Genomic DNA, 24,983 nt, shown 5'->3' with positions numbered 1-24,983 from the left:
GCGCTCCTCGGCAGCGGGACGGGGTCGGCGCCCCGTCGGCCCGGGCGGTGGTGACCGGCATCGGTGTGGTCGCGCCCAGTGGCATCGGCGCGGACGCGCATTGGCGTACGGTGCTGGCCGGCGTCCGGCGGACCGGTCCGATCACGTTGTTCGACCCGTCCGGCTACCCGACCCGCAACGGCGGGGAGGTGCCCGGCTTCACCCCGGACTCCTACGCGGACAGTCGGCAGTTGGTGCAGACCGACAGGTGGACGCACCTCGGCTTCGCGGCGACCCGGCTGGCGTTGGCCGACGCCGGCCTGCCCGAGCGGGCAGCCGACCCGTACGGGTACGCGGTGACGCTGGCCAGCTCGTCCGGCGGCAACCTGTTCGGCCAGCGGGAGCTGCAACGCCTCTGGGGAGGGGCGTCGCGGACGGTCGGGGCGTACCAGTCGATCGCCTGGTTCTACGCGGCCAGTGTCGGGCAGCTCTCCATCCACCACCAGTTCAAGGGCCCGAGCGGGGTGTTGGTCGCGGAGTCGGCCGGCGGGCTGGACAGCCTCGCGCACGCGGCCCGCGCGGTGCGCCGGGGCACCCCGGTGGTGATCGCCGGGGCGACCGAGTGTCCGCTGAGCCCGTACGCGTTGGCGTGCCAGTTGCGCTCCGGTCTGCTCAGTGAGGTGACCGACCCGCAGCGGGCGTACCTGCCGTTCGACGCTTCGGCCAGCGGCTACCTGCCGGCCGAGGGGGGAGCGGTGTTCGTGGTGGAGGAGTTGGGGCACGCCCTGGCCCGGGGCGCCCGGGTCTACGGCGAGGTCAGTGGTTGGGGTTCCACCCACGACGCCGCGCACACCACGGCGGACAGCGCGGGAGACCCGGCCCAGTACGCGCGGGCGATGCGGTTGGCCCTGGACCGGGCCGGCGTCGCGGCGGCCGGGATCGACGTGGTGCTGCCCGACGCGCTCGGGGTTCCCCGCTACGACCGCAGCGAGGCCGAGGCGCTGCGTGCGGTGTTCGGCGACCGGCCGCCTCCGGTGTCGACCCAGAAGCCGCTGACCGGGCGGGCGTATCAGGGTGGGTCGGCGTTGGACGTGGCGACCGCGCTGCTCGCGTTCGCCCACGACACGCTGCCGGCCTCGGCGGGCCCGGACGAGGTGGCCGACGGGTGCGAGCTGGACTTCCTGCGCGAGCACCGCCGGCCGCGCAACCGCCTCGCGCTGGTCTGCGCGCGGGGCTTCGACGGCTTCAACAGCGCGCTGGTCCTGCGGGGTGCCGCGCCGACGATGGGAGAAGCATCATGAGCGAGCAGCGGGCCCGGGTGGTCTTCCTGGTGCGGGTGCCGGCGTCGCGCACCGAGGCGTTCCTCGCCGCCTACGAGGAGGTGCGGCATCTGGTGGCCGGAGGGGTGCCGGGGCACCTGGTCGACCAGGTGTGCCGCTCGTCGACCGACCCGGAACAGTGGTTGATCACCAGTGAGTGGGCGAGCCTCGCCGACTTCGAGACCTGGGAACGCAGCCCGGAGCACCGGGACCTCGTCCGCCCGATGCGGGAGTGCTTCACCGACGCCCGTTCGCTGCGCTTCCACATTCACGCCCAGACACCCGCCCTGGCCTGACGGGTCCGCGCCCGCCGAGGCGCTGTTTCCATGATCAGGTGATGAAAAATAGTCGTCAGGACCGTCCCTGGCCTAGTTTTCATCACTTGATCATGGGCGTGGTTCAGGTCGACCCCGGTGGCGTCGCTGAGCGCGTAGGGTCCTGAACCCATGAAGGTACTGATCTCTGTGGACCTTGAGGGCATCTCGGGGATTGTGCATCCCACCGAGACGAACCCGGATCGGTACGACTACGAACGCGGCCGGGCGCTCATGACGGCCGAGACGAATGCGGTGATCGCCGGGGTGCTCGACGCCGAACCCGCCGCGGTGGTGTGGGTCGCCGACGCACATGGAACGTTTCGGAACCTCCTGCCGGAGGACCTCGACCGGCGTGCTCACCTCGTGCGAGGTAAACCCCGCCCGCTGGGCATGCTCGCCGGGTTGGACGAGCACACCGATGCCGTTCTGCTCGTCGGCTACCACGCCCGGGCCGGTGCCGGGCCCGCCGTGTTGGCCCACACGATAAGTGATGCCGTCCTCGACGTACGGGTGGCCGGACGGTCGCTGGGCGAGATAGGGCTCAATGTCGCCATGGCGGGCCACCTCGACGCGCCCGTCGTCCTGCTGAGCGGAGACGACACCGCCTGTGCGGAGTTCAGTGAGCTGGTGCCGTCGGCGGTCACCGTCGCCGTCAAGCAGACTCTGGGCCAGGCCGCTGCGGTGGCCCTGCATCCGCAGGAGGCACGGGAGCGGCTGCGCCACGCTGCCGCCGAGGCCATCGCACGGCGCGCCTCGATCGCCCCGGTGACGATGACGGGGCCGCTGGACGTCGAGGTCGACCTCTACGGCCCCTACATGGTCGATCTCGCCATCCTGGTGCCGGGCGTGGCCCGCGTCGGCGGCGGCCGGACGGTCGCCTTCCAGGCCGCCGACGTCGCCGAGGCGTACCGGCTGGTCCAGCTGCTCGTCCAACTCGCCAGCATCAAACCCAGCTAGCGCCGGTACGGGTCAGCGCGATCACCCGCTGGCCGAGTGGCCATCGGCCGTCCGGCTGAGGGCGCGCGACGGTGGTACGAGGCGTCATGCCTCGGTGACACTCTGCCGAGGCACGCGCCTGATCCTGCCCGCCGAACGGGCTGTCGGCAATCCGGCTGGCCGCTTCTTTTGATCCATCCATTTGCATCTAGCAATGGTCCTGTGCGCGTCGTATGGTTCCCCGCAGCACCCCGACAAGCGTACGCCATGGGCATATTTGCCCTAATTGATGCTGGGCGGTGAACGGCAGTGGCGGCAGAAGATCCTACGGCGACAGACCCCGGATGGGTGGACGAAATCCTGTTCGCGGGCCGTTCTACCGACATTTGTCTCCGTCTGCCCGAACCCGTCGATCGAGCCACCCTGCACCGGTTGGTCAGCACCGCGCAGGGGCGGCTCGTCGCGGCCGGACTGCGTCCCGGTGGGGCTGCCGCGCTGCGGCTGCCGCCGTCACTGGCGTACGTGGTGAACCTGCTCGCCACCTGGCGCGCCGGGGCGCAGGCGATCCTGCTCGACCACCGGCTGACCGACCACGAGGTGGACCGCGCCCTGGTCCGGCTCACCCCGCAGGTGGTGGTCGCGCCGATCCGCAGCGGCGGTGGCGCGTTGCGGATCTTCGTCGACGTCACCGAGGGCGTCACCCGGTACGCCGACAGCCCGGCGGTCAGCGGTCACGCCGTGATCCAACTCAGCTCCGGCTCCACCGGACCGTCCAAGGTGATCGGTCGCACGGCGGCGGACCTGGTCGCCGAGGTGCTCCGCTACACGCAGATCGACGGCGTCGCCCTGCCCGGCGAGCGGATCATCCTGCTGCCCTCGATGGTGCACGTGCTCGGCCTGGTCGGTGGCCTGCTCTACGGGCTGCACGCCGGGGTCGAGCTGGTGCCGCCGCAGCGGCTCAGTGGTGACGCCGTTCTCGCCGCGATCGCCGCCGACCCGACGCCGGCGACAGTGCTGGGTGTGCCCTTCCACATCGGACTGCTCGCGTCCACCCGGCCGGCCGGCCCGCTGCCGCAGCTACGGCGGATGACCACCGGTGGTGAGCTGGTGCCGGCCGCGGTCGCCCGTGCGTTCACCGACCGGTACGGCGTGCCGCTGGGCAACATGTACGGGATGACCGAGGTCGGGGTGATCGGCACCGACCTGCACGGGTCGCACCGACCGTCGATCGCACCGGCGCCCGGCATCGAGGTCCGCGAGTCCGGCGGTGAGCTGTGGGTGTCCTGCCCGGCGTCGCCGTACGTCGGTTTGAGTGACCCGACCCGCTGGGCCGACGGCTGGCTGCACACCCGCGACGCCGGCACCGTCGACCCCGACACCGGCCTGGTCACCGTGCGCGGTCGACTCGACTCGCAAGTCTCCGTGGGCGGCATGAAGGTCGACCTGACCGAGGTGGAGACGACAGTCGCCGAACTGCCCGGGGTGGCCGCCGCGGTGGTGGTGTGGGACGACGGCATCACCGCGTACGTCCAACCGGACGGGCCGCTGTCGGAGGAGACGCTCGACAAGCTCCTCGCTGAGCGGTTGGCCGGCTACAAGCGCCCTCGGGTGCTGCGCCTGCTCGACCAGTTGCCCCGCACCACCACCGGCAAGCTGGTCCGTTCCACCGACGCGCTGCGCTCGGCGGTCACGTCATGACCGGGCCACTGCACCACAGTGACCTCGACCTGGGCCGTCGCGTGCACCGCGACGGCGAGGACGAGGTCTCCGCCCAGCGGCGGGTGCCCGACCCACAGGGTCTCCGCGCCGGGCACCGGTCGGCACGGCCACCCCGGGGACGGCATCTCCCGGAGCAACCCGCCGCCGCGCAGCCCTCGCCCGAGCGCCTTGCCCACCGCCTCCTTCGCGGTCCACAGCCGCAGGAAGTCCATTGCCCGGCCGGCCTCGGGCCGATCGGCCAACCAGGCCGACTCGGCCGGCGGGAACCAGCGGCGGGCCAGCGCGAGCGCGGGCAGCGGACGGACCCGCTCCACGTCCACCCCGACCGCGCCCGCCGCGCGGGCGGCGACCACCACGATTCCGGCGGTACGGCTGACGCTGACCGGCAGCCGCTGCGACCGGGCCGTGCGGACCATCGGCCGCCCCGCGCGGTCGTGCGTCAGCAGCAGCTCGGCAGCCGGACGGTCGAGCAGCAGACCGCCCGCCTGACGCAGCAGATCAGCGGCGGGATCCGGCTGACCGCCGGTGTCCCGACCGACCCACACGTAGGCGGTGTCCCGACCGGACGCCGTCAGCTGGCCCACCCAGAGAGGTTATCCATGAGAGCCGAGGTCCGCGCCTTCGTCGTCGAGCAGCTCGCCGACATGAACTACGACGTCGAGGGACTCGACGACGACACCACGCTCGGCCCCGCCGGCGTCGACCTGGAGTCGCTCGCCCTGGCCGACCTGTCCGTCCGGGTCGAGGACCGCTACGGCGTGACGTTCGCCGACGACGAGTCGGAGCAGTTGGCCCTGATGACCGTGGGGGAATTCACCACAATGGTCGCCGACCGCGTCACCCAGGCGACGAGCGGCACAGCGGCGGCGAGCGGGGCAGCGGCGGCGAGCGGGACGGCGGCGACGACCGGCACGGCGGCGACGAGCGACAAAGCCTGATGGGCGGTCAGCCCGACCTGGGGCGAGCTGACCTGCTGACCATGCTCGCCGAACTCACCGCGAAACCGGCTGCCGAGGTGTCCGACCGGGTCGGCTCGATGGAGCTTGCCTGGCTGGTGCACCTCGTCGAGCAGCGTTACGACCGACGGCTCGACCTCACCGACGACGAGCTGGCCGGAATCCGTACCGTCGACGACGCCCTGGCGGTGTTCCGGGCGTCGCTGACGACCCCCGCAGATGGTTGAGTCGCGCGTCGCGCAGCTCACCGGCGTACACGCGGTCAGTGCCCTCGGTCGGGGTGCCGAGGCGCAGCTCGCCGGCGCGCTGGCCGGTGTGCCGGCGTTCGGAGCGGTACGCCGTTTCGACACCGCCGCCCGCCGGGTCACCGTGGCGGCCACCCTGCCCGAGGTCGGTGCGCTGCCCGACGAACTGACCGCCGCCGTCGACGCGGCCTGCCACGCGGCCGGCCTCACCGCCGCGCAGCGGGTCGGATGCGCCCTGCTGCTCGCGGTGCACGGCGGCCCGGTGGGTCCGAGCCCCGCCCCGGGCGCGCTCGCCGGCCAGCTCGCGGCCCGTTGTGGACTGTCCGGGCGCACCCGTGTCTACACCAGCGCGTGTGTGTCGGCGAGTACGGCGGTGGCCGACGCGGCGGCACTGATCGCCCGGGGTGACGTCGACCGGGTGGTGGTCGCCGCCGGATACCTGGTGGAGCCCGACCAGTTCGCGCTCTTCGACGCCGGTCGAGCCCTCGCGGCCGACGGTACGGTCCGCCCGTTCAGCGCCCACCGGCGGGGGTTGCTGCTCGGTGACGGGGTGGCCGCGGTGGTGCTGGAGTCCAGCGCCGGGCGTCGGCACGGGGCCGAACCGCTGGCCACCGTCGCCGGCTGGGGGAGGGCCGGGGACGCCTTCCACCCGTGCCAGCCGGACCCGACCGGCGCCGGGCTGGCCCGTGCCGTCGACGCCGCGCTGCGCCGGGCCGGTCTGCCAGCCCAGGCCGTCGGCTATGTGAACGCCAACGCCACCGGCACCCCACAGAGCGACGCCGCCGAGGCCGCCGCCCTGCACCGGGCGCTCGGCGACCACGCGGCGCACGTGCCGGTCAGCTCCACCAAGTCGGTGCACGGACACGCGTTGGAGGCGTCCGGGCTGCTCGAACTCGTGGTCACCGCGTTCGCGCTCCGGGACGGCGACCTGCCGGTCAACGCCGGTTGGCTGGCCCCGGACGAGGCCTGCCCGCTGGACGTCATCACCGAGCGGCCCCGCCGGACGACAGCCACCCACGCGTTGACACTCAACGCGGCGTTCGGCGGCGCCAACACGGCACTCCTGGTCGGCGCGCCGTGACCGCCCTCGGGTCCGAGCGATCCTCCGACCTCCGCACCCAGGAAGCCGGTTCGACGACAGGACCAGAGCCGGGCGTGTTGGCGTGGGCACGGTGGCCGGAGGCCGGCGACGACGGGCCGGCGCCGGGAGTCCCGGGGTTCGTGTCCTCGCAGTTCGCGCCCGTGGTGGTGGCGGTCGCGCAACGGTGCCTGCGGCGGCGGTACGGGGCGGCCGGGGTGCCCGTCGGGGTGCGGACCGGGGTCGTGCTGGTCAGCGCCAGTGGCGACCGCGTCAGCGCGGAGCACGTACGGGCGACCGTCGAGGACGGCGGACGGATCGGGCCGCTGTTCTTCTTCCAGTCCGTGCCCAACAGCGTCGCCGGGCACGTCGCGGCGCGCTGGGGCCTGCGCGGCCCGGTGGTCTGCCTGAGCCCGACCGGTGACCCGTACGCCGACGGCGTCGCCGAGGCGGACCTGATACGCGACGACGGCGACGCCGACGAGGTGTTGCTGATCCTGATCGAACAGGCACCCGACGCGCCCACCGAGGCGGTCGCGGTACTGCTGGGGGGAGAGGGACGACCATGAGGAAACGAGGACTACGCGCTGCCGTGGCCGCCGATCCCGAGGTGGGCGCGGGCAACGTCCTCGCCCGGGTGTTGGCGCACGGCGCCGACCCGGAGGGACCCGGGCTGACGTTCGACACCGCCGTCGACGGGCACCCGGCCGAGACACCGCTCACGCTGGGGCGGCTCGACGAGCGGGTCGCCGCCCGCGCCGCCTGGCTGCACGAGCGCGGGGTACGCCCCCGTGACCCGGTCGCCGTCTGGGCCACCGCCGCCGCCGACATGGTGCTCAGCTACCTGGCGCTGGCCCGGCTCGGCGCCATTCCGGCGCTGATGAACGGCAAGCTCCGCCCGGAGATCGCCGCCGAGTACATCCGCCGGCTGCGGGGCGTCGGTGTGCTCGCCGACGACGAGCACACCGCGCTGCTGGCCGGGCACGACCTCGGCGTACCGCTGCTCGGCACCCCCGCGCAGGCCGGCACCGGCGACCCGTCCGCCGCCCCGGCGCACTACCGGCACCACCCGGACGACCCGATCGTGATCACCCACACCTCCGGGACGACCGGGGTGCCCAAGGCGGTGCTGCACTCGCACGCCAGCCTCTTCGCCGCCACGCGGCACCTGCTCAGCATGCCCCAGGCGCAGGGCACCCACCGGATCCTCAACGCGTTGCCCGCCCCGCACACCGCGACGGTGTTGATGGTCAACCAGGCATTGGGCAACTCCGCGGAGATGCTGCTGCTGTCCGAACAGGACGGTGCGCGGGTGCTCGACGCCATCCAACGGTGGCGCCCGGACGGGGTGTTCGGCTTCTCGGTCACCTGGGCCGAGCTGGCCCGCTTCGACCTGTCCGGGTACGACCTGGACTCGGTGCGGCTGTGGTTCAACACCGGGGACGCCTCGCACGAGCCGCACATCCGTCGCCTCGTCGCAGTCGGCTGGCACGACACCGTCACCCGCGACGGGGTGGCGAAGGTGCCCGGTTCGGTCTTCATCGACGGGCTGGGCTCCAGCGAGATGGGGCACTCGATGTTCCACATCACCCACCGCGCCGACACCGACCGGTACGGCCGCTGCATCGGTCGCCCGTACCGGTTCGCCACCGTCGCGGTGCTCGACGCCGACGGTGAACCGGTGCCGACAGGTGAGGTGGGTTTCCTCGGCATCGACTCGCCGTCGCTGTTCCGTGGCTACTGGAACGACTCGGCCACCACGTACCGGTTCCGGCAGCGCGGCTGGTATCTGACCGGCGACCTGGTGCGCGCCGACGCCGACGGCCGTTACTACCACCTGGACCGGGCGGTGGACTCGGTGGAGACCGGTGACGGGCGACGCCTCTACACCGCGTTGAGCGAGGAGCGGATCCTCGCCGCCTGCCCGGACGTCACCGACTGCACCGTGGTGATCGTCGCCGAGGCCGGCCAGGTGGTCACCGACGTGTTGCTGGAGTTGGCCGCCGGCGCCGACGAGGCCGAGGACCGCACCGAGCGGGTCCGCGCGGCCCTCGGCCCGGACGTCGGCGGTACGTTGCGTCGGGTCGTGCCGGTGCGTTCCGCCGACATCCCGGTCACCGTGACCGGCAAGGTCCGCAAGGTGGTCCTGCGGGAGCGCTACCTCACCGAGGCTGTCTCGTGAGTGCCCTGATCACCGGGATGGGTCTGTTCACCCCGGTCGGGCGGGGTGTCGAGGAGACCTTCGAGGCGCTGACCACCGGGCGTTCCGGGCTGACCCGCCCGCCCGACGGGCACCCGGCGGCGCAGTCACTGGACGTCGCCGGTCTGCTGCCCGACATCGACCCGCGCACCGTCACCTCCGGGCCGGAGACCCGGGTGCTGGACCGGATCGTGGTGCTCGCCCTGCTCGCCGCCGCCGACGCGCTCGCCGACGCCGGCATCGAGGTGGGCCGCGACGTCGACCCCGAGCGGATCGGCGTGATCGTCGGAGGGGTCGGCGGGATGGCGACGCTGGAGGCGCAGGTGCTGGCCCGCGCCGCCCGGGGGCGGGCGGCCGTCAGCCCGTACCTGCTCACCGGGATCCTGCCGAACATGCCGGCGGCGCGGATCGCCATCGCGCACGGCATCCGGGGCTACAGCTCGTCGGTCGGCACCGCCTGCGCCTCGGGTGCGCAGGCGGTCGCCGACGCGGTCCGGCTGATCGCGACCGGGGAGGCCGACGTGGTGGTCTGCGGGGCCAGTGAGGCGCCGCTCTTCCCAACCTTCGCGGACACCTTCGGCAACGCGCGGGCCCTGGCCCGCGCCGGTGCCGACCCGGCCCGCGCCAGCCGGCCGTTCGACACCTCCCGCAGCGGTTTCGTGCTGGCCGAGGGCGCCGCGCTGCTGGTCCTGGAGAACGCCGAGCACGCCGCCGCGCGCGGGGTGACCGGGTACGCCGAGGTGGCCGGCTTCGGGGCGACCACCGACGCGTACCACCCGACCGCGCCCCGCCCGGACGGCGCCGGCGCGGCCGCCTGCATCCGCCGGGCGCTGCGCAGCTCCGGTGTGCCGGCGGCGGCCGTCGGTTACGTCAACGCGCACGGCACCGCCACGAAGCGCGGCGACATCGCGGAGACCACCGCCCTCGCGGACGTCTTCGGTGTCGACGGCGTGCCGGTCAGCTCCACCAAGGCGCTCACCGGGCACCTGCTCGGCGCGTCCGGTGTCCTGGAGACGGCGGCCACCGCGTTGGCGCTCGGCCGGGGGCTGCTGCCGCCGACGTACCACCTCGACGACCCGGACCCGGCCTGCCCGGCGGACCACATCCGTGGCACGCCCCGCAAGGCCGACCCGGAGTACGCGGTGACGAACTCGTTCGGGTTCGGCGGTCAGAACGTGAGCCTGCTGCTCGCGCGTGTCGCCGAGCCGAGGAGGTGATCGACGCGGCATCCCGGGCGGGCACGCCCGGACGGCAGTACGGGGGGAATTGTGTGGGAGGGGTTTCAGGGGACATGGACATCCGTGGTATCGACCACATCGAACTCTACGTGGGGGACGCCCGGCAGGCGGCCTTCTACTTCAGCACCGCCGTCGGCTTCGACATCTGCGGCCAGGGTGGCCCGGAGACCGGGCTGGAGGGGCAGCGCTCACTGCTGCTCTGCCACGGCGACATCAGGTTGCTGCTCACCTCCGGGCTGAGCGCCGAGCATCCGGCGGCACGGTACGTGCAGCGCCACGGTGACGGCATCGCCGTCGTCGGCGTCGAGGTCGACGACGTGGCGTCCGCGTACGCCGAGCTGGTGGCTCGCGGCGCGACCGGGGTGACGCCGCCGACCACCCGCACCGGAGCGGACGCCGAGGTGGTGTTCGCCGAGGTGGACGGTTTCGCCGACGTGCGGCACCGGTTGGTGCAGCGCCGTGGGGACCGGGCCGACTTCCTGCCCGGGGCCATCACACCGACGCCCTCGTCGGCGCAGGAGCATCCGCCGGTGCTCGCCGAGATCGACCACCTGGCGGTCTGCGTGCCACCCGGCCAGCTCGACGACACGGTGCGGCACTTCGAGTCGCTGTTCGACTTCGCGCAGATCTTCGAGGAGCACATCGAGGTCGACGGGCAGGGCATGAACTCGAAGGTGGTGCAGAGCGGATCCGGCCGGGTGACCGTGGTGCTGCTGGAACCGGACCGGGCCCGGCGTCCGGGGCAGATCGACGCGTTCCTCGACCAGCACGCCGGTGGGGGAGTGCAGCACCTGGGCCTGCGCACCGACGACATCCTCACCGCCGTCGAGGCGCTGGGCCGGCGCGGGGTGCGCTTCGCGGGCACCCCGGGCAGCTACTACGACTCCCTCGAAGCCCGGGTCGGTCGGGTGGACGCCCCGCTGGACCGGCTGCGTGAGTTGGGCGTCCTCGTCGACTCCGACCACGACGGCCAACTGTTGCAGATCTTCGCCGAGTCGATGCACGTGCGTCGCACGCTGTTCCTGGAGCTGATCGAGAGGCGCGGCGCCCGGGGCTTCGGCAGCGGCAACATCAAGGCGCTCTACGAGGCCAAGGAACGGGAACTCGCCACTGTGGCGGCCACCCCGCAGGGGGTGGGCGCATGACCGCGCTCACCGACGAGGAGCAGGCGCTGCTGCCCTCCGACGAGGACGTGCGCCACTACGCCGAGCACGGCTGGTACCTGTCGAAGAAGCTGTTCACCGACGACGAGGTGGACGCCCTCGCCGCCGCCACTCAGCGCTACTACGACGGTGAGCGGGACCGGCGGCTGCCGGTACGACCACCGAAGCTGGCCTACTGGGACCCGTCGAAGGGGCCGGTGCAGCGGCACAACGACTACGTCCACCACGAACACGACGGCCTCGGCGCGATCCTGCGCAAGCCGCTGATCGGCGCGGTCGCCGCCCGGCTCGCCGAGGCCGACGAGATCCGCGTCTTCCAGTCCACGCTGATCTACAAACCGCCGATCGACGGTGAGCCGACCAACATCGTGCCCTGGCACTTCGACAAGCACTACTGGGCGTCCTCGTCGTCGGAGAAGATGCTCACCGCCTTCATCCCGTTCCACGACTGCGGGGAGGAGATGGGCACCATCACGATGGTCGACGGTTCGCACCGGTGGACGGAGATCGGCGCGGACGACACAGTGGTGCGGCACTTCGCCGACCGGGACCGCAGCCAGCTGGAGGAGATGCTGGCGGAGAACGCCGCGTACAACGGCGCGGAGATCCGCAAGGTCCCCATGGTGATCCCCAAGGGGCACGTGAGCTTCCACCACTGCCGCACCTACCACGGCAGCGGCCCCAACGTCAGCGGTCGCCCCCGGCAGGCGATCTCGCTGCACCTGCAGGACGGCGACAACGCCTGGCGGGAGTATCAGCTCTCCGACGGCACGCTCGCCGCGTACAACCACGACGTGCTGGTCCGCCGCACCCACGAGGGGCGACCGGACTACGCCGACCCCGATTACTGCCCGGTCATCTGGCGCCACCGCGCCCCACAGGGAGGCTGACATGTCACGGTACGACTGGGGTAAGACGCACCCGGGCATCGAACGGTTGGAGCGGGCGGTGACCGACCGGCGCGACGCCGTGGTCAAGCACCCCCTCTACGCCAACCTGGACACCCACGAGGCGCTGGTCACCTTCATGGAGCACCACGTCTTCGCGGTGTGGGACTTCATGTCGCTGCTGAAGTCGTTGCAGCGGCAGCTGACCTGCGTCACCGTGCCGTGGATCCCGACCGGGCCCACCGGCAGCCGCCGCCTGATCAACGACATCGTCATGGTCGAGGAGAGTGACGAACTGGGCGGCGGCTTCATCAGCCACTTCGAGCTGTACGTGCGGGGCATGGGCGAGGCCGGCGCGGACACCACCGCCGTCAATGCCCTGATCGACCTGCTGCGCGCCGGCCGGCCGGTGCGCGACGCGCTCACCGAGGCCGGGGTGCCGGACGCGTCGGCGAGGTTCGCCGCGACCACCTGGCAGATCATCGAGTCGACCCCGGTGCACTGTCAGGCGGCGGCGTTCGCGTTCGGCCGGGAGGACCTGATCCCGGACATGTTCACCCAGGTCGTCTCGGTCAACGAGGTCAGCAACCGGCTGCACACGTTCGTCGACTACCTGGAACGGCACATCGAGGTCGACGGCGAGCAGCACACCCCGATGGCCATGCAGATGCTCGCCGACCTGTGCGGCGACGACGACACCAAGTGGCAGGAGTGCGCCGACACTGTCAACACCGCGCTCGCCGCCCGGGCCCGCCTCTGGGACGACATCCTCGCCGCCATCAAGGGCCCGGCGTGACCGACGCCGACCCGGTCCGGCTCTACCGCACGGTCCGGCTGATCCGCCGGTTCGAGGAACGGGCGGTGGAGCTGGTCCACGGCGGGCAGATCGTCGGCGGCATCCACCCGTACCTCGGTCAGGAGGGGATCGCCGCCGGCGTCTGCGCCGCCCTGGGCGCCGACGACGTGCTCGCCGGCACCCACCGCGGCCACGGGCACGTGCTGGCCCGGGGCGCGGACCCGGCCCGGATGCTCGCCGAGCTGTGCGGCCGGGTCACCGGCCTCAACGCCGGCCGGGGCGGGTCGATGCACGCCGCCGACCTGAGCATTGGCGTGCTCGGCGCGAACGCGATCGTCGGCGCGTCCGGGGCGATCATCACCGGCGCCGTGTGGGCGCACCGCCGCCGCGGCCGCGACACCGTGGGGGTGAGCTTCTTCGGCGACGGCGCCGTCAACGAGGGCATGCTGCTGGAGGCGTTCAACCTGGCCGCGTTGTGGCGGGTGCCGGTGCTGTTCGTCTGCGAGAACAACGGCTACGCCACCACCATGCCGGTCGCCGGCGCGGTGGCCGGCAGCATCGCCGACCGGGCCGCCGCGTTCGGCATCCCGGCCGTCGTGGTCGACGGCCAGGACCCGGAGACGGTACGCGCCGCCGCCTGCGCCGCCGTCGACCGGATGCGCGCCGGCGGCGGCCCCGAGCTGATCGAGGCCCGCACCTACCGCTTCGACGTCCACCACACCTTCGAACACGCGGTACGCCTCGACTACCGCACGCCCGACGAGGTGACCCGCGGTCGGGCCCGGGACCCGGTGGACATCCAGGGTTCCCGGCTCTCCGACGCCGACCGGGCGGCAGTGGACGCCGAGGTCGAGGCGACGCTCGACGCGGCGGTGGACTTCGCCCTGGCCAGCCCGCACCCCGACCCGGCCGACGCGATGGCCTACCTGTACGCCAGCGGCCTGACCGCCCGCTCCGGAGGTGGTTGAGGTGCCCCGACTGTCGTACCGGCGGGCGTTGACCCGGGCCCTCGCCGACGAGTTGGCCCGCGACGAGGCGGTGTTCCTGCTCGGCGAGGACGTCCAGGTCGGGGCGTCGATGGTGACCACCGGCCTGGCCAAGCGGTTCGGCGTCGACCGGGTCCGCGACACCCCGTTGTCCGAGCAGGCGTTCACCAGCTTCGCCACCGGGGCGGCGCTGGCCGGGCTGCGGCCGGTGATCGAGTTCCAGATCCCGTCGCTGCTGTTCCTGGTCTTCGAGCAGATCGTCAACCACGCGCACAAATTCCCGCTGATGACCGGTGGGCAGTGCGCGGTGCCGGTCACCTACCTGGTGCCCGGCTCCGGGTCGCGGACCGGCTGGGCCGGGCAGCACTCCGACCACCCGTACAGCCTCTTCGCGCACGTCGGCGTCGTCACTGTCGTCCCGGCCACCCCGGCCGACGCGTACGGGCTGCTGGTCACCGCGATCCGGCACGACGACCCGGTGGTGGTGTTCGCGCCCGCCGGCGCGATGGACCTACGCGACGACGTCGACGACCTGTCGCCGGTGCCGCTGGGCCGGGGGCGGATCCACCGCAACGGCTGCGACGTGACGGTGGTCGCGATCGGGCACCTGGTGCACGACGCGCTAGCGGTCGCCGACGAGCTGGCCGGCCAGGTCTCGGTGGAGGTGTTCGACCCGCGCACCCTGTACCCGTTCGACATCGACGGTCTCACCGAGTCGGTGGCCCGCACCGGACGCCTCGTCGTGGTCGACGACGGCAACCGGTCCTGCGGGATGGCCGCCGAGATCATCACCTCGGTGCTGGAGCGGGTGCGACTGCTCGCCCCGCCGCGCCGGGTCACCCGACCGGACGGCGCGGTGTTGCCGTTCGCGCCGGCCCTGGACCGGGCCGTGCAGCCCGGCCGGGACCAGCTCGCCACCGCCATCCACCTGACGATGAAGGACGCATGATGATCGACCCGAACTACGTGTGGCCGGCGGCCGACCGAGCGTGGGCCGAGCTGCCGGAGCCGGCCCGGCGGGCCATGGTGGCCAGTGGGGCGGCGGCCTGGGAGCAGGTCTTCCACGGCCGGGCCACCTACAACAAGCAGTGGCGGCTGGCCCGTCCCCCGGTGCTGGCCGCCGACGCGTGGCGGGAGCTGAACGAGGTCTGCGACCGGCTCGCCCAGCTCATCCTCGACGCCTGCCGCCGTCGGGCGGACACCGCCGGTGAGCTGCGTCGACTGCTCGGCGTACCGGCGGGCGAGACCCGCCTGCTGGACGAGTCGGAGCCGCTGACCGAGGCGCTGCTGGCCGCGTACCGCCCGGACGTGGTCTTCGCCGACGGGGTGCCGAAGTTCGTCGAGTACAACATCGACAGCAGCCTCGGCGGCGGGTTCGACGCCGACACCGTCATCCAGCGCTACGCGCGCCTGTACGAGGAGCAGGGCATCCTCGACGGCCTGCCGGCGCGGGCCGCGCCGTCCCTGCTGGACCAGCGGTTCGTGGCGATCCGGGAGGAACTTCGGCTGCCCGACGGTGCCCGGCTGGCGCTGCTGATGGACTTCGACGCGGACTACCCCGGCCTGGACGACCCGGAGACGTTCATCCGGATCCTCGACCCGCTCGCCGTCCGGGCCCGGGACTTCGGCATCGACCTGGTCATCGCGCCCCTCTCCACGGCCACTGTGGACGCCGACAACCGCCTGGTCGTCGGTGGTGGGCCGGTCGACGCGTTGTTCCGGTTGTTCGTGCCCAACCGGGTCACCCCGACCGCCGGCCTCGACGCGGTTGCCGGCGCTCTCGCGGCGGGCACCCTGCCGATGTTCGTGTCCGCGGCGGCCTGGCTGCTCGGCAACAAGACCACGTTCGCCTGGTTGTGGGAGGACGTGGACGGGCTACCCGCCGACGACCAGACGCTGATCCGGCGGCACGTGCCGTACACCGTGCCGTTGACCGCCGAGGTGCTCGACCGGGCCGTCGCCGAACAGGCGACCTTGGTGGCCAAACCCGCCGACGGCTCGGCCGGGCACGGCGTGTTGCTCGGCCCGGAGTTGAGCCCGACGGAGTGGGCGGCCGGCGTCCGGGCCGCCGTCGAGCAGGGCGGCGCGATCCTCCAGGAGTACCTGCCGACCGACCGGGTGCCGATGGACTTCGTGCAGATCGAGACGGGCGAGACGGTGACGGCAGACGTCCCGTACTCCCTGGCCCCGTACCTGTTCGGCCGAACGGCGTCCGGCGGCCTGGCGCGAGTCGGCTACCCCGGCTGCGACGGCGTCCTCAACCTGGCCCACGGCGTCCTCCTGACCGGAGTCCTCCTGACCGACTGAACCCCGCCCTCTCCCGGTGATCATGAGGTTAGCGGGGCTCTGGGCTGCTCCTGGCCCCGCCAACCTCATGATCACCGGGAGAGGGGAGTCGGGCGGAGGTGGGCGGAGAGGGCGCGGAGGGTTTCGGCCGTCGCTATGGCGTCGCTGCGGCCGCTGCCGTGCCGGCCGTCGGTGCTGTAGAGGGTTGGGTCGGCCGTCAGCGGGTGATCGGTGAGGTGCACGTGCAGGGTGCTTAGGCGCTCGGCTAGTCGCGCGGTGTGCGCGGACAGGCGGCGCATCCGCTCCCGCAGACCGGGCCGCGCCGCCTCCGGCACCGCCGGACTGTACGAGACGTCGAACATGCCCACCGTGATCACGTCCGCGCCGGCCTGCTGGAGGGCGACGATCATCTCGGTCAGTTCCCCGTCGACGCTGTCCGCGTCGTACCGGGACCGGAAGGCGTCGTTGCCGCCGCACACCACGAGCGCCAGGTCCGGACCGAACGCCAGAGCCGGGGCCAACTGGGTCGCCCGGACCTCGTGCGCGCGCAGCCCGCTGCGGCCGAGATTGAGGTACGCCAGACCCGGACGGGCAGCGTCCAGCTCGGCGGCGATCCGATCGGCCCACTGCTGGTCGGAGTAACCCGGGGTGGGTTCGCAACTGCCCTCGGCGACGCTGTCGCCGAGCACGACGAAGCGGCGCCACCCGTGCCCGCTCAGCAGTGCCGCGCTCTCGCCCTCCCGCAGGCAGTACGGATCCGTCGATTCGGCCAGCGTCGATGCCATGCCGGCAGGCTAATCGAGTGCTCCGGGGGTGCACAGCGGCCCGCGCTCAATCCGTTATCCGAACCTCGGCGAGGTACACGCAGGTCCGTCCCTCGTGGGAGGAGTAGTAGCTGACCCACAACAGGTCGTCCTGCCAGACCAGTCCGGGATAGCTGGTGTCACCGCCGGAGGGCAACACCACCAGCTCGGTCAGCTCGCCCCGGTCGGGGTCGACGGCGCAGATCGCGCTACGGACCTCGCCGTCGTGCAGCCGTACCCCGGCCAGCAGACGCCCGTCGGGCAGCCGCAGCAACGCCGGCCCGCCCACCTGGGTGCCCAGGTCGGTCCACCTCCAGTCCCGGTACGGGGGCAGTGCCCGACCGAGTAGCGCGGTGGCTTCGGCCCCGTCGCGGCGCAGCAGGCAGAAGGCGGTGCCGTCCGGGGCGACGACGAGCCCCGACTCGTTGGGGTACCCGCCCTCGACCAGCACCGGCACCCACGGCTGGAGGTCGACGCCGTCGGTGCTGCGGTAGAGCCGGGCGAACCTCGGCTCCCGGGTGGCGTAGCCGACGCCGTACATCGCGCCGTCGTGCCAGGCCGCCCGCCACACCCAGACACCCGGTTCCCCCACCGGGACCGGCTCGCCCCAGGCGCGCCCGTCGCCGGAGTGCCAGATCACCGTCTGGAACGTCTTGGTGGTCGCACCGGTGGCCGCCGCCGCCAGCAGTTGCAGTCGACCGTCCGGCCGGGTGACGAAGCGCGGGTCCCGTAGGTCGACGCCGACCTGCCGCAGGACGGCGGCGGACGTCCACGATCGCCCGTCGGTCGACGTCAGCACCCGGATCACGCCGTCGTCGCTCAGGTGGGTCCGCGCCTCCCGGAAGGCGCAGAACCAGTTCTCGGCGTACCGGACGAGGTCGGTGAACGCGCTGTGCGGCGCGCTGTCGCCGATCCGGCGGACAGCGGCGACCTCGGCGCTGGTGCGGCGGACGGGTGACGACGTCATGCGCGCGGCCTCCTGGATCGGGGAGAGCGCCGACGGTAACCGGCCCGACCGACGCCCGCGCGGCCACCAACCGAACACCCGACGAACACCGGTCGGGTGCGGCGGAGGCCCCTGTCGGCTAGCCGCCGGTGAGCCCCTGGTTGGCGCGGTGGGCGGCGGCGAGACGTTTCGGGGCGCGGGCATACCACGCCTCGGTGACCACCTCGGTCAGCTCGGCCAGGCTGATCCGGTCGAGCTGCACCAGCACCGCCGGGTAACCGTCGAGGTGCGGAGTGCTGAGGTAGATCGACGGGTCGTCGGCGAGCAGGGCCTCCTTGACGCCGAGATCGATCACCCGGACGCCGAGGAGAGGGCCGTCGGGGGCGGCGTCGCCGAGGGCGTCGAGGTCCGCGCGCCGCAGCGGTCGCTCCCAGACGAACATCTTGTCCCGAACGCGCCAGGAGGGCAGCCCGTCGTAGGACGGGCTTTCGGTGGTCTCCGGCAACGCGAGCGCGATGCGGCGTACGTCCTCCCAACCGGGCATGGCCACACCGTACGGGCTCAGTGCGACACGCTGTGCCCGGAGAGCAGTTCGCCGAGGACGTGCCGGGCCCCGCCGGCCCGCTCCGGATCCGGGTCGTCCAGCATAATCAACGCCTTCCACAGCGCCCAGCCACGCCCACGGGCCCAGGTGGCGTCGTCCACGCCGAGCGCGTCGCGGAAGGCGGCCCGGCTGGCGCCGCCCAGCAGGGTCCAGGCGATCACCGTGTCGCAGGCGGGGTCGCCGACGCCGCAGCAGCCGAAGTCGATGACGGCGGCGAGCCGGCCGTCGCGGACCAGCAGGTTGCCGTGCGCGATGTCGCCGTGGAACCACACCGGCGGCCCGGCCCAGGTGGCGTCGAGGGCGGCCTGCCACATGCCGGTCACCGTGTCGACGGGCAACCGGTCCCGGTGCGCCTCGATCGCGGCCCGGGTCTCGGCGTCGTAGGTGGACAGCGGGCCTCCCCGCCAGGCGCTGTGCGGGCCGGCGGCCGGGCCGCCGTCGATGTCGACGGCACGAAGGGCGCGCAGGAAGGCCGCGAGGTCCGTGGCGAAGCGGGTCAGGTCGTCGATCCGGTCGGGGCGGGCGGTCTGCCCGTCGATCCAGCCGTACACCGACCACGGGTACGGGTAGCCGGAACCGGGTCGACCGTGGGCCAGCGGGGTGGGGATCTCCAGCGGCAGCCGCGCCCCGAGCATTGGCAGGCACCGCTGTTCCTTGGCGACCTGGAGGACGTACCCCTCGTCGCTGGGCAGCCGCACTGTCATCGCGTCGCCCAGGTGGAAGGTGCGGTTGTCCCAGCCGCCGACCTCGACCGGCCGGACCGGCAGGTGCGCCCACCGGGGGAACTGGTCGGCGACCAGCTGACGCACCAGGTCGGTGCTGATGTCCGATACGCCCGTGCCAGGCTGTGCGCTCATTCGCCCGAGCCTGCGGGCGTCGGTCACAGGCCGCAACCGATTTGCGCTCTACGGCGTGGTGGCGGGGGCGGGACGCGACGGCGTGGTCGTCCGGGCCAGCAGGGGAGACACGGTGACCAGCAGGCAGAACGCGGCCATGAGCAGCAGTGCCGGGGTGAGGTCGAGCGCGTCCACGGACCAGCCGCCGAGCAGCGCGCCCACCGGCAACCCGACGAAGGCCAGGGACCCGGCGATGCCGATCACCCGGGTCTGGAGCTCCGCCGGTACCCGTTCGTAGAGTGCCACCCCGAGCAGTGGGTTGACCGCCGCGATGCCGATCCCGGACAGGAAGGTCACCACGAGCACCACCGGCAGGTCGTCGCTGACCGCCAGGGCGACCAGCCGGGGTGTGCCGGCGATCAGCGCACCGACCAGGAACGTCAACCGACGGGGCAGTCTCGGCCCGAGCGCGGTGAACACCACGTTGCCCAACAGCGCTCCCGCCGAGAACGCCGCGAGCACCAGGCCCAGCCCGCTCGGCCCGTGCAGTTCCCGGGCCACCCAGACCGGGATGTAGACGGCCACACTGGCGTTGGCCACCATGTTCAGGGCCGAGACGACCACCAGCATGCCGAGCAGTGGCCGGTCCCGGCCCAGGTAGCCGAACCCAGCGCGCAGCGCACGAAGGTAGTTCTCCGGCGGGCCCGGTGGCGACGGGGTGGCCGGCGGACGCACCAGGACACCGATCAGCAGCGCGCAGACCCCGAAGGTGGCCGCGTCGATGAGGATCGCCTCGGTCACCCCGAACGCGGCGATCAACACACCGCCCACCGCGGCGCCAAACAGGGTCACCACCCGGCTCAACCCGTCGTACGCCGAGGTCAGCCGGATCAGCGGCACCCCGGCGGCCTCGGCGACCGGTCGGAACATCACGTGCTTCACCCGGTCCCCGATGCCGCGCAGCGCGCCGGCCACCGCCACCAGGGCCACCAGTGGCGCGAAGCCCAGCCACGGGGTCAGCGCGACGACCACCATGGCCACCGCGCTGCCCGCGTCGCAGAGGATCGACGTACGACGTAGGCCGAACCGGTCCGCCCACGGCGTGCCCAACGCGCTGGACAGCAGGTACGGCAAGGTCTCGGCGAACGCGACCAGGCCCATCTTGGTCGGGCTGCCGGTGCTGACCAGCACCAGCCACGGGATCGTCACCACCGAGATGCGGGTGCCCAGGTTGGAGATGAGGTCCGCGCCGACCAGGACGACCAGTTGCCGCCGGGGCGTCACGTCCCGACCGCCGCCGCCCGCCGCGCCGCGTACCGCTCGCGTAACGCCCGCTTGTCCACCTTCACCGACCGGTTCACCGGCAGCCGGTCGACGACCTCGACCCCGGCCGGCGCCCACATCTCGTTGAGTTCCGCGGTCACCAGGTCGATCAGCTCCGCCCCGCTCACCGTCGCGTCCGGTGCGAGCACCACGAACGCGTACGGGACCTCGCCGACGGAGTCGTCCGGTACGCCGATGACGGCGGCGGCGCGTACCTGGGGGTGCCCGGCCAGCACGTCCTCGATCGGACGGCAGAAGATCGCCCAGTTCCGCCGGTGCGTGACGATCATGTCGTGCGCCCGGTCGACGAGGTAGAGGTAGCCGTCGTCGTCCAGGTGACCGATGTCGCGGGTGCGGACCCAGCCGTCGACGAGCGTCTGCGCGGTCAGCTCCGGCTGGCCGTGGTAGCCGGCGAAGCTCAGCCGGGTGTGCACCCACACCTCACCGTCGTGCCCGGTGGGCAGCACCGTGCCGTCGTCGTCGCGGATCTCGATCCGCACGTCGCCGTAGGGGCGGCCGCAGGACCGCAGCCGTTCCGGGTGCTCCGGGTCGTCGGTCAACCCGGGCAGCGCGGTGATCACCACCGCTTCGCTGAGGCCGTACACGATGCGCAGCACCGGGCCGAACCGCGCGATGGCCTGGCGCAGCCGGGCGGGCGCTGCGGGCCCGGCGCCCACGTTGAACATGAACATCGCGGAGAAGTCCGCGCCGACCAGTGCCGGGTGGTCCAGCACCTCGTAGAGCATCGGCGGGGTGACGAAGGTGGAATTGATCCGTTCCCGCTGGACGGTGTCCACGAAGGCCACCGGGTCCCAGTCGTCGCGCAGGAACAGCACCCCACCGGTGAACAGGTTGAACAGGGTGGTGATCTGCCCGCTGGCCAGCCACATCGGTGAGTGCGACAGGTGCCGCAGCAACGGGAACCCGGCGGCCCGGAAGTCGGCGGCCAGGGTGAGGATCTGGGCGTAGAAACTCTCCCGGTGGTGCACCAGCTTGGGGCTGCCGGTGGTGCCGCTGGTCTGCAGGAACGATTCCGGCGCCGCCCCGGGTGCCGGCACCTGCGCCACCTCGGCGGCGGTGAGGTCCGGGCCGGCGCCGCCCCCGCCCAGGCAGCACACCGGCGTGCCGGGCAGCGCGGCGGCCAGGGCCGGGCCCAGGCTGGCCGGATCCCGGGCGTCGTAGACCAGGGCGTCCGGGCGGGCCAGACGGATGAACTCGTCGACCTCCCGACGGGACGTGACCGGCGCGACCCACATCGTCCGGCAGCCGATCAGGTGCAGCGCGAGCTGGAGCAGCGGACCCTCGACCGCGTTCGCCACGGTCACCAGCACGGCCGCGCCCGGGCGTACGCCGTGCCGGGCGAGCGTTGCGGCCATCGACCGCACCAGCGCGGCCGCCTCGGTGTAGGTGAGGCGACGGCCCCCTCCGACCAGCGCCTCCCGGTCACCGAAACCGGCGAAGAGATCCAGCGCCCTGTCCACGTAGGTCGTCGCGTGCCCGGGTGTGTCGGTCATCCGGCAGCCCCCTTCTCCAGACAGCGGCGCGCCCGGTGACGACGCGACGGCGGCGCGCGCTCCGGTGGGCCCGCCGCCTGCGAGCCTAGGCCGGTAACGGCTGGTCGGAACCGTGCCGACGGGCGGTCCGACGGGGCCCGCCGGACATTTGATCGCGTCGATCAGGTTGATTGACGCCCGTCAGCGGCGGCGGCTAGGTTTCTGGACCATCGTCCGGGCGGGAGCCGTCCTCGGACGACCCTGGGCTGCCACACGATGGAGGTTCCATGTCGACCCCGAAGAGATGGCATGTCGTCGCCGCCGCGGCGGCGCTGCTGGTCACCGGAACACCCGCCGTCGTCGCCAGCGCCGGCCCGTCCGGGACCGCCGCCGGCCGGCCCGACCGCCTCGAATGGGCGGGTAGCTGGGCCACAGCGGTCACCCGCGGAAACTCGGTCGGGCTGACCAACACCGGCCTCAACAACCAGAGCGTCCGGATGGTCGTGCACGTCTCGGTGGGCGGCCCGGCACTGCGGGTCCGCCTGAGCAACCTGTACGGCGAGCAGGCGGTCGTTGTCGGCCGGGCCACCGTCGCCCGCCCCAACACCGCCACCGCCGACGACCTGTCCGACATCGATCCGGCCTCGCTCCGTCCGCTGAGCTTCACCGGCGCCGCCTCGGCGACCATGAACCGGGGCGCCGAGCTGCTCAGCGATCCGTTGGCGTTCCCGGTCGCGGACGACAGCGACCTGGTGGTCACCCTGCACTTCCCGACGCCGACCGGCCCGACCACCTTCCACGGGCAGTCCCAGCAGGCCAACTTCATCGGCGCGGGCGACCTGACCGGGGCCGCCGAGGGCAGCGGGTTCACCACCCGGCCCACCTGCTGCTGGTTCTTCCTGTCCGGCGTCGACGTGCAACGCAAGGCGAGCCCGGGCGCGCTGGTGGTGCTCAGCGACTCCATCGGTGACGGCAACGGCAGCACCGTCAACGCCAACCGGCGCTGGCCCGACCTGCTGTCCGACCGGCTGCTCGCCGCCCGGCCGGACGCGCGTACCCCCGGTGTGCTCAACCTCAGCCTGGCCGGCAACCGCCTCAACCACGAGGGCACCGAGCCGGGTGACGGCAACTACCCCGGCTACTACCAGCTCGGCCCGAACGCGGCGGCCCGGCTCAACGAGGACGTCTTCCCCCAGACCGGTGTGCGGACCGTCGTCACCCACCTGGGCATCAACGACATCTGGATGTCCAACGACTCACCCGAGGCGATCATCGCCACCCTTCGACAGATCAACCAGCAGGTCCAGCAGCGTGGACTGACCAGCCTGGTGGCCACGCTGACCCCGTACGAGGGGCACGGGGCGCCCGGCGTGTGGACCGCGCAGAAGGAGGCCACCCGCCAGGCGGTCAACACGTACCTGCGGGGCAGCCGGGAGTTCGACGGGCTGCTCGACTTCGACCGGGTGCTGCGCGACCCGGCACGGCCCAGTGCGCTGTTGCCCGCGTACGACTCGGGAGATCACATCCACCCGAACGACGCCGGCAACCAGGCCCTCGCCGACGCCGTGCCGCTGCGGCTGCTCGGCATGTGACACCGGTCGGGGGCGGCGGGCGATCCCCGCCGCCCCCGGCATCGACATCCTGGGGAGGAAGACGTCGTGACGGTGCAGGAACTGCTCACCGGCCTGTACAGCGAAGAGGGCCGACAAAATCCCTATCCGTGGTACGCCGAGCTGCACCGGCTCGGTCCGGTCAGCGCGGTGCCGCCCCGCGCCGAGCACCGGACGGTGGCGGCGGTGGCGGTCGGCTACGACGTGATCGACGAGATGTTGCGCGATCCGGAGTGGACCAAACAACCACCACCGGGCTGGCAGGAACAGGAGATCCTGCGGACCTTCCAGACCTCGATGATGTTCGTGAACCCGCCCGACCACACGCGGATGCGACACGTGTTCTCCCGCACCTTCACCCCGCGTCGGCTGGGCGCGCTGGAACCGGTGATCGTGCGGGTCGTCGACGATCTGCTGGACCGGATGGCCGACGCCGGGAACAGCGTGGTCGACTTCGTGGCGGACTTCGCGTACCCGATCCCGGCGTTGGTGATGGCCGAGTTCATCGGCATCCCGGCGGGGCAGTTGGCGTGGTACCGCGAACGGGTGGACTGGATCGACGAGTTCCTCGACGTCGCCGGGAAGACGCCGCAGCGGCTGGCCGCCGCCAACACGGCGGCCGAGGAACTGCGGGTCTTCTACCGGGAGCTGTTGGCGCACCGCCGCAGAACGCCCGGTGACGACCTGCTCAGCGGGCTGGTGGAGGCCCTCGACTCGGGCGAGGTGGAGCTGACCGAGGACGAGTTGATCAGCAACCTGATCGTGCTGTTCAACGCCAGTTTCGTCACCACCGTCTACATGTTCAGCAATGGTCTGCCGCTGCTGCTGGCCCACCCGGAGACGGTCGCCGCGCTGCCCGCCGACGAGAAACTGAGCCAGGGCTGCGTCGACGAGGTGCTGCGGCTGCAGAGCCCGGTGCACTTCCTGGCCCGGGCCGCGCCGGCCGACACGGAACTGGCCGGCGTGCCGGTGGCCCGGGACGACAACGTGCTGATCATCATCGGTGCGGCCAACCGGGATCCGGCACGCTTCCCCGAGCCGGACGTCTTCGACCCGACCCGGCCCGGTCCGCCGTCGCTGGCCTTCGGGGTGGGGCTGCACTTCTGTCTCGGCGCGGCGGTGTCCCGCCTGGAGGGGCGTCTCGCGCTGCCCCGCCTATTCGCCCGCTTCCCGGGCCTGACGGTCACCGAGACGCCCACGTACAGCGGCAGCCTGTTCCTGCGTGGCATCGACAAGCTGCTCGTCAGCACCGGCGGATAGGAG

The 24,983-nt window shown here is 72.6% G+C and carries 24 protein-coding genes and 1 pseudogene; 18 read left to right on the top strand and 7 right to left on the bottom strand.

The features are described from left to right. Positions 1-47 precede the first annotated feature (47 nt). The 4 genes from O7631_RS23270 to O7631_RS23255 all read left to right on the top strand — a co-directional run bounded on the left by O7631_RS23270 (position 48) and on the right by O7631_RS23255 (position 4,249). On the top strand, positions 48-1,280 hold the full coding sequence (locus tag O7631_RS23270; protein ID WP_278148005.1) for a beta-ketoacyl synthase N-terminal-like domain-containing protein: 1,233 nt from the start codon (positions 48-50) through the stop codon (positions 1,278-1,280). Next, positions 1,277-1,594: an antibiotic biosynthesis monooxygenase family protein gene (locus O7631_RS23265; RefSeq protein WP_278146164.1), complete on the top strand. Its 318-nt coding sequence runs from the start codon at positions 1,277-1,279 to the stop codon at positions 1,592-1,594. The genes O7631_RS23270 and O7631_RS23265 overlap by 4 nt, the downstream gene beginning before the upstream one ends. Before the next feature lie 150 nt (positions 1,595-1,744). Then, positions 1,745-2,572, top strand: a complete 828-nt coding sequence (locus O7631_RS23260) for a M55 family metallopeptidase (protein ID WP_278146163.1) — start codon at positions 1,745-1,747, stop codon at positions 2,570-2,572. Positions 2,573-2,860: 288 nt separating this feature from the next. After that, complete coding sequence (locus O7631_RS23255; RefSeq protein ID WP_278146162.1) at positions 2,861-4,249, top strand: class I adenylate-forming enzyme family protein; 1,389 nt, start codon at positions 2,861-2,863, stop codon at positions 4,247-4,249. Here the strand turns inward: O7631_RS23255 and O7631_RS23250 are convergent. Continuing rightward, entirely contained in the window at positions 4,144-4,854 is a 711-nt protein-coding gene (locus tag O7631_RS23250) for a 4'-phosphopantetheinyl transferase superfamily protein (RefSeq protein WP_278146161.1), read from the bottom strand. The genes O7631_RS23255 and O7631_RS23250 overlap by 106 nt on opposite strands. Positions 4,855-4,869: 15 nt before the next feature. On the opposite strand from O7631_RS23250, the pseudogene O7631_RS23245 reads away from it, so the two are divergent. From O7631_RS23245 to O7631_RS23190, 12 genes and pseudogenes are all read left to right on the top strand, one after another. After that, positions 4,870-5,112, top strand: a pseudogene (locus O7631_RS23245) (acyl carrier protein); the annotation flags it as partial. Positions 5,113-5,207: 95 nt separating this feature from the next. Next, complete coding sequence (locus tag O7631_RS23240) at positions 5,208-5,453, top strand: acyl carrier protein (protein ID WP_269679030.1); 246 nt, start codon at positions 5,208-5,210, stop codon at positions 5,451-5,453. Further along, on the top strand, positions 5,446-6,552 hold the full coding sequence (locus tag O7631_RS23235; protein ID WP_278146160.1) for a beta-ketoacyl synthase N-terminal-like domain-containing protein: 1,107 nt from the start codon (positions 5,446-5,448) through the stop codon (positions 6,550-6,552). Before O7631_RS23240 ends, O7631_RS23235 begins: the two co-directional genes overlap by 8 nt. 74 nt (positions 6,553-6,626) lie before the next feature. Beyond that, on the top strand, positions 6,627-7,118 hold the full coding sequence (locus O7631_RS23230; RefSeq protein ID WP_278146159.1) for a beta-ketoacyl synthase chain length factor: 492 nt from the start codon (positions 6,627-6,629) through the stop codon (positions 7,116-7,118). Then, positions 7,115-8,731 carry a class I adenylate-forming enzyme family protein gene (locus O7631_RS23225; RefSeq protein ID WP_278146158.1) on the top strand — a complete coding sequence of 539 codons (1,617 nt, stop codon included), beginning with the start codon at positions 7,115-7,117 and terminating at the stop codon, positions 8,729-8,731. Before O7631_RS23230 ends, O7631_RS23225 begins: the two co-directional genes overlap by 4 nt. Further along, a complete protein-coding gene (locus O7631_RS23220) occupies positions 8,728-9,966 on the top strand; it encodes a beta-ketoacyl-[acyl-carrier-protein] synthase family protein (RefSeq protein WP_278146157.1) in 1,239 nt (412 codons plus the stop codon). The genes O7631_RS23225 and O7631_RS23220 overlap by 4 nt, the downstream gene beginning before the upstream one ends. A 74-nt stretch (positions 9,967-10,040) precedes the next feature. Then, positions 10,041-11,132 (top strand): 4-hydroxyphenylpyruvate dioxygenase, encoded by a 1,092-nt coding sequence (hppD, locus tag O7631_RS23215; RefSeq protein ID WP_278146155.1) that lies wholly within the window; start codon positions 10,041-10,043, stop codon positions 11,130-11,132. After that, complete coding sequence (locus tag O7631_RS23210; RefSeq protein ID WP_278146154.1) at positions 11,129-12,040, top strand: phytanoyl-CoA dioxygenase family protein; 912 nt, start codon at positions 11,129-11,131, stop codon at positions 12,038-12,040. Before hppD ends, O7631_RS23210 begins: the two co-directional genes overlap by 4 nt. A gap of 1 nt (position 12,041) precedes the next feature. Then, positions 12,042-12,833, top strand: a complete 792-nt coding sequence (locus O7631_RS23205) for a DUF3050 domain-containing protein (protein ID WP_278146153.1) — start codon at positions 12,042-12,044, stop codon at positions 12,831-12,833. Beyond that, a complete protein-coding gene (locus O7631_RS23200; RefSeq protein ID WP_278146152.1) occupies positions 12,830-13,801 on the top strand; it encodes a thiamine pyrophosphate-dependent dehydrogenase E1 component subunit alpha in 972 nt (323 codons plus the stop codon). The genes O7631_RS23205 and O7631_RS23200 overlap by 4 nt, the downstream gene beginning before the upstream one ends. Before the next feature lies 1 nt (position 13,802). Beyond that, on the top strand, positions 13,803-14,768 hold the full coding sequence (locus O7631_RS23195; protein ID WP_278146151.1) for a transketolase C-terminal domain-containing protein: 966 nt from the start codon (positions 13,803-13,805) through the stop codon (positions 14,766-14,768). Continuing rightward, positions 14,768-16,126 (top strand): hypothetical protein, encoded by a 1,359-nt coding sequence (locus tag O7631_RS23190; RefSeq protein ID WP_278146150.1) that lies wholly within the window; start codon positions 14,768-14,770, stop codon positions 16,124-16,126. The genes O7631_RS23195 and O7631_RS23190 overlap by 1 nt, the downstream gene beginning before the upstream one ends. Before the next feature lie 71 nt (positions 16,127-16,197). On the opposite strand, the gene O7631_RS23185 is transcribed toward O7631_RS23190, so the two are convergent. The 6 genes from O7631_RS23185 to O7631_RS23160 form a co-directional block, all read right to left on the bottom strand. Continuing rightward, positions 16,198-16,890, bottom strand: a complete 693-nt coding sequence (locus tag O7631_RS23185; protein ID WP_278146149.1) for an SGNH/GDSL hydrolase family protein — start codon at positions 16,888-16,890, stop codon at positions 16,198-16,200. A 46-nt stretch (positions 16,891-16,936) separates the two neighbouring features. Next, positions 16,937-17,875, bottom strand: a complete 939-nt coding sequence (locus O7631_RS23180; protein WP_278146148.1) for a sialidase family protein — start codon at positions 17,873-17,875, stop codon at positions 16,937-16,939. 118 nt (positions 17,876-17,993) lie between these two features. Then, positions 17,994-18,398 carry an MmcQ/YjbR family DNA-binding protein gene (locus tag O7631_RS23175; protein WP_278146147.1) on the bottom strand — a complete coding sequence of 135 codons (405 nt, stop codon included), beginning with the start codon at positions 18,396-18,398 and terminating at the stop codon, positions 17,994-17,996. A 17-nt stretch (positions 18,399-18,415) separates the two neighbouring features. After that, the gene (locus tag O7631_RS23170; protein WP_278146146.1) at positions 18,416-19,315 is read right to left on the bottom strand and encodes an aminoglycoside phosphotransferase family protein; all 900 of its coding nucleotides are present in this window, start codon (positions 19,313-19,315) and stop codon (positions 18,416-18,418) included. 48 nt (positions 19,316-19,363) lie between these two features. Then, complete coding sequence (locus O7631_RS23165) at positions 19,364-20,578, bottom strand: MFS transporter (RefSeq protein WP_278146145.1); 1,215 nt, start codon at positions 20,576-20,578, stop codon at positions 19,364-19,366. After that, complete coding sequence (locus tag O7631_RS23160; RefSeq protein WP_278146144.1) at positions 20,575-22,131, bottom strand: AMP-binding protein; 1,557 nt, start codon at positions 22,129-22,131, stop codon at positions 20,575-20,577. Before O7631_RS23160 ends, O7631_RS23165 begins: the two co-directional genes overlap by 4 nt. A 266-nt stretch (positions 22,132-22,397) precedes the next feature. Here O7631_RS23160 and O7631_RS23155 point away from each other — a divergent pair, with 266 nt between their 5' ends. Both O7631_RS23155 and O7631_RS23150 read left to right on the top strand, forming a co-directional pair. After that, positions 22,398-23,702 carry an SGNH/GDSL hydrolase family protein gene (locus tag O7631_RS23155; RefSeq protein WP_278146143.1) on the top strand — a complete coding sequence of 435 codons (1,305 nt, stop codon included), beginning with the start codon at positions 22,398-22,400 and terminating at the stop codon, positions 23,700-23,702. A gap of 66 nt (positions 23,703-23,768) precedes the next feature. Further along, a complete protein-coding gene (locus tag O7631_RS23150) occupies positions 23,769-24,980 on the top strand; it encodes a cytochrome P450 (protein WP_278146142.1) in 1,212 nt (403 codons plus the stop codon). The last annotated feature ends 3 nt before the right edge of the window (positions 24,981-24,983 follow it).

Origin of the sequence: Micromonospora sp. WMMD967, assembly GCF_029626165.1 — a bacterium.
Classification (GTDB): Bacteria; Actinomycetota; Actinomycetes; order Mycobacteriales; family Micromonosporaceae; genus Micromonospora; species Micromonospora taraxaci.
Note: the sequence above shows the minus strand (reverse complement) of the source record. Positions and strands in the feature narration are given on the sequence as shown.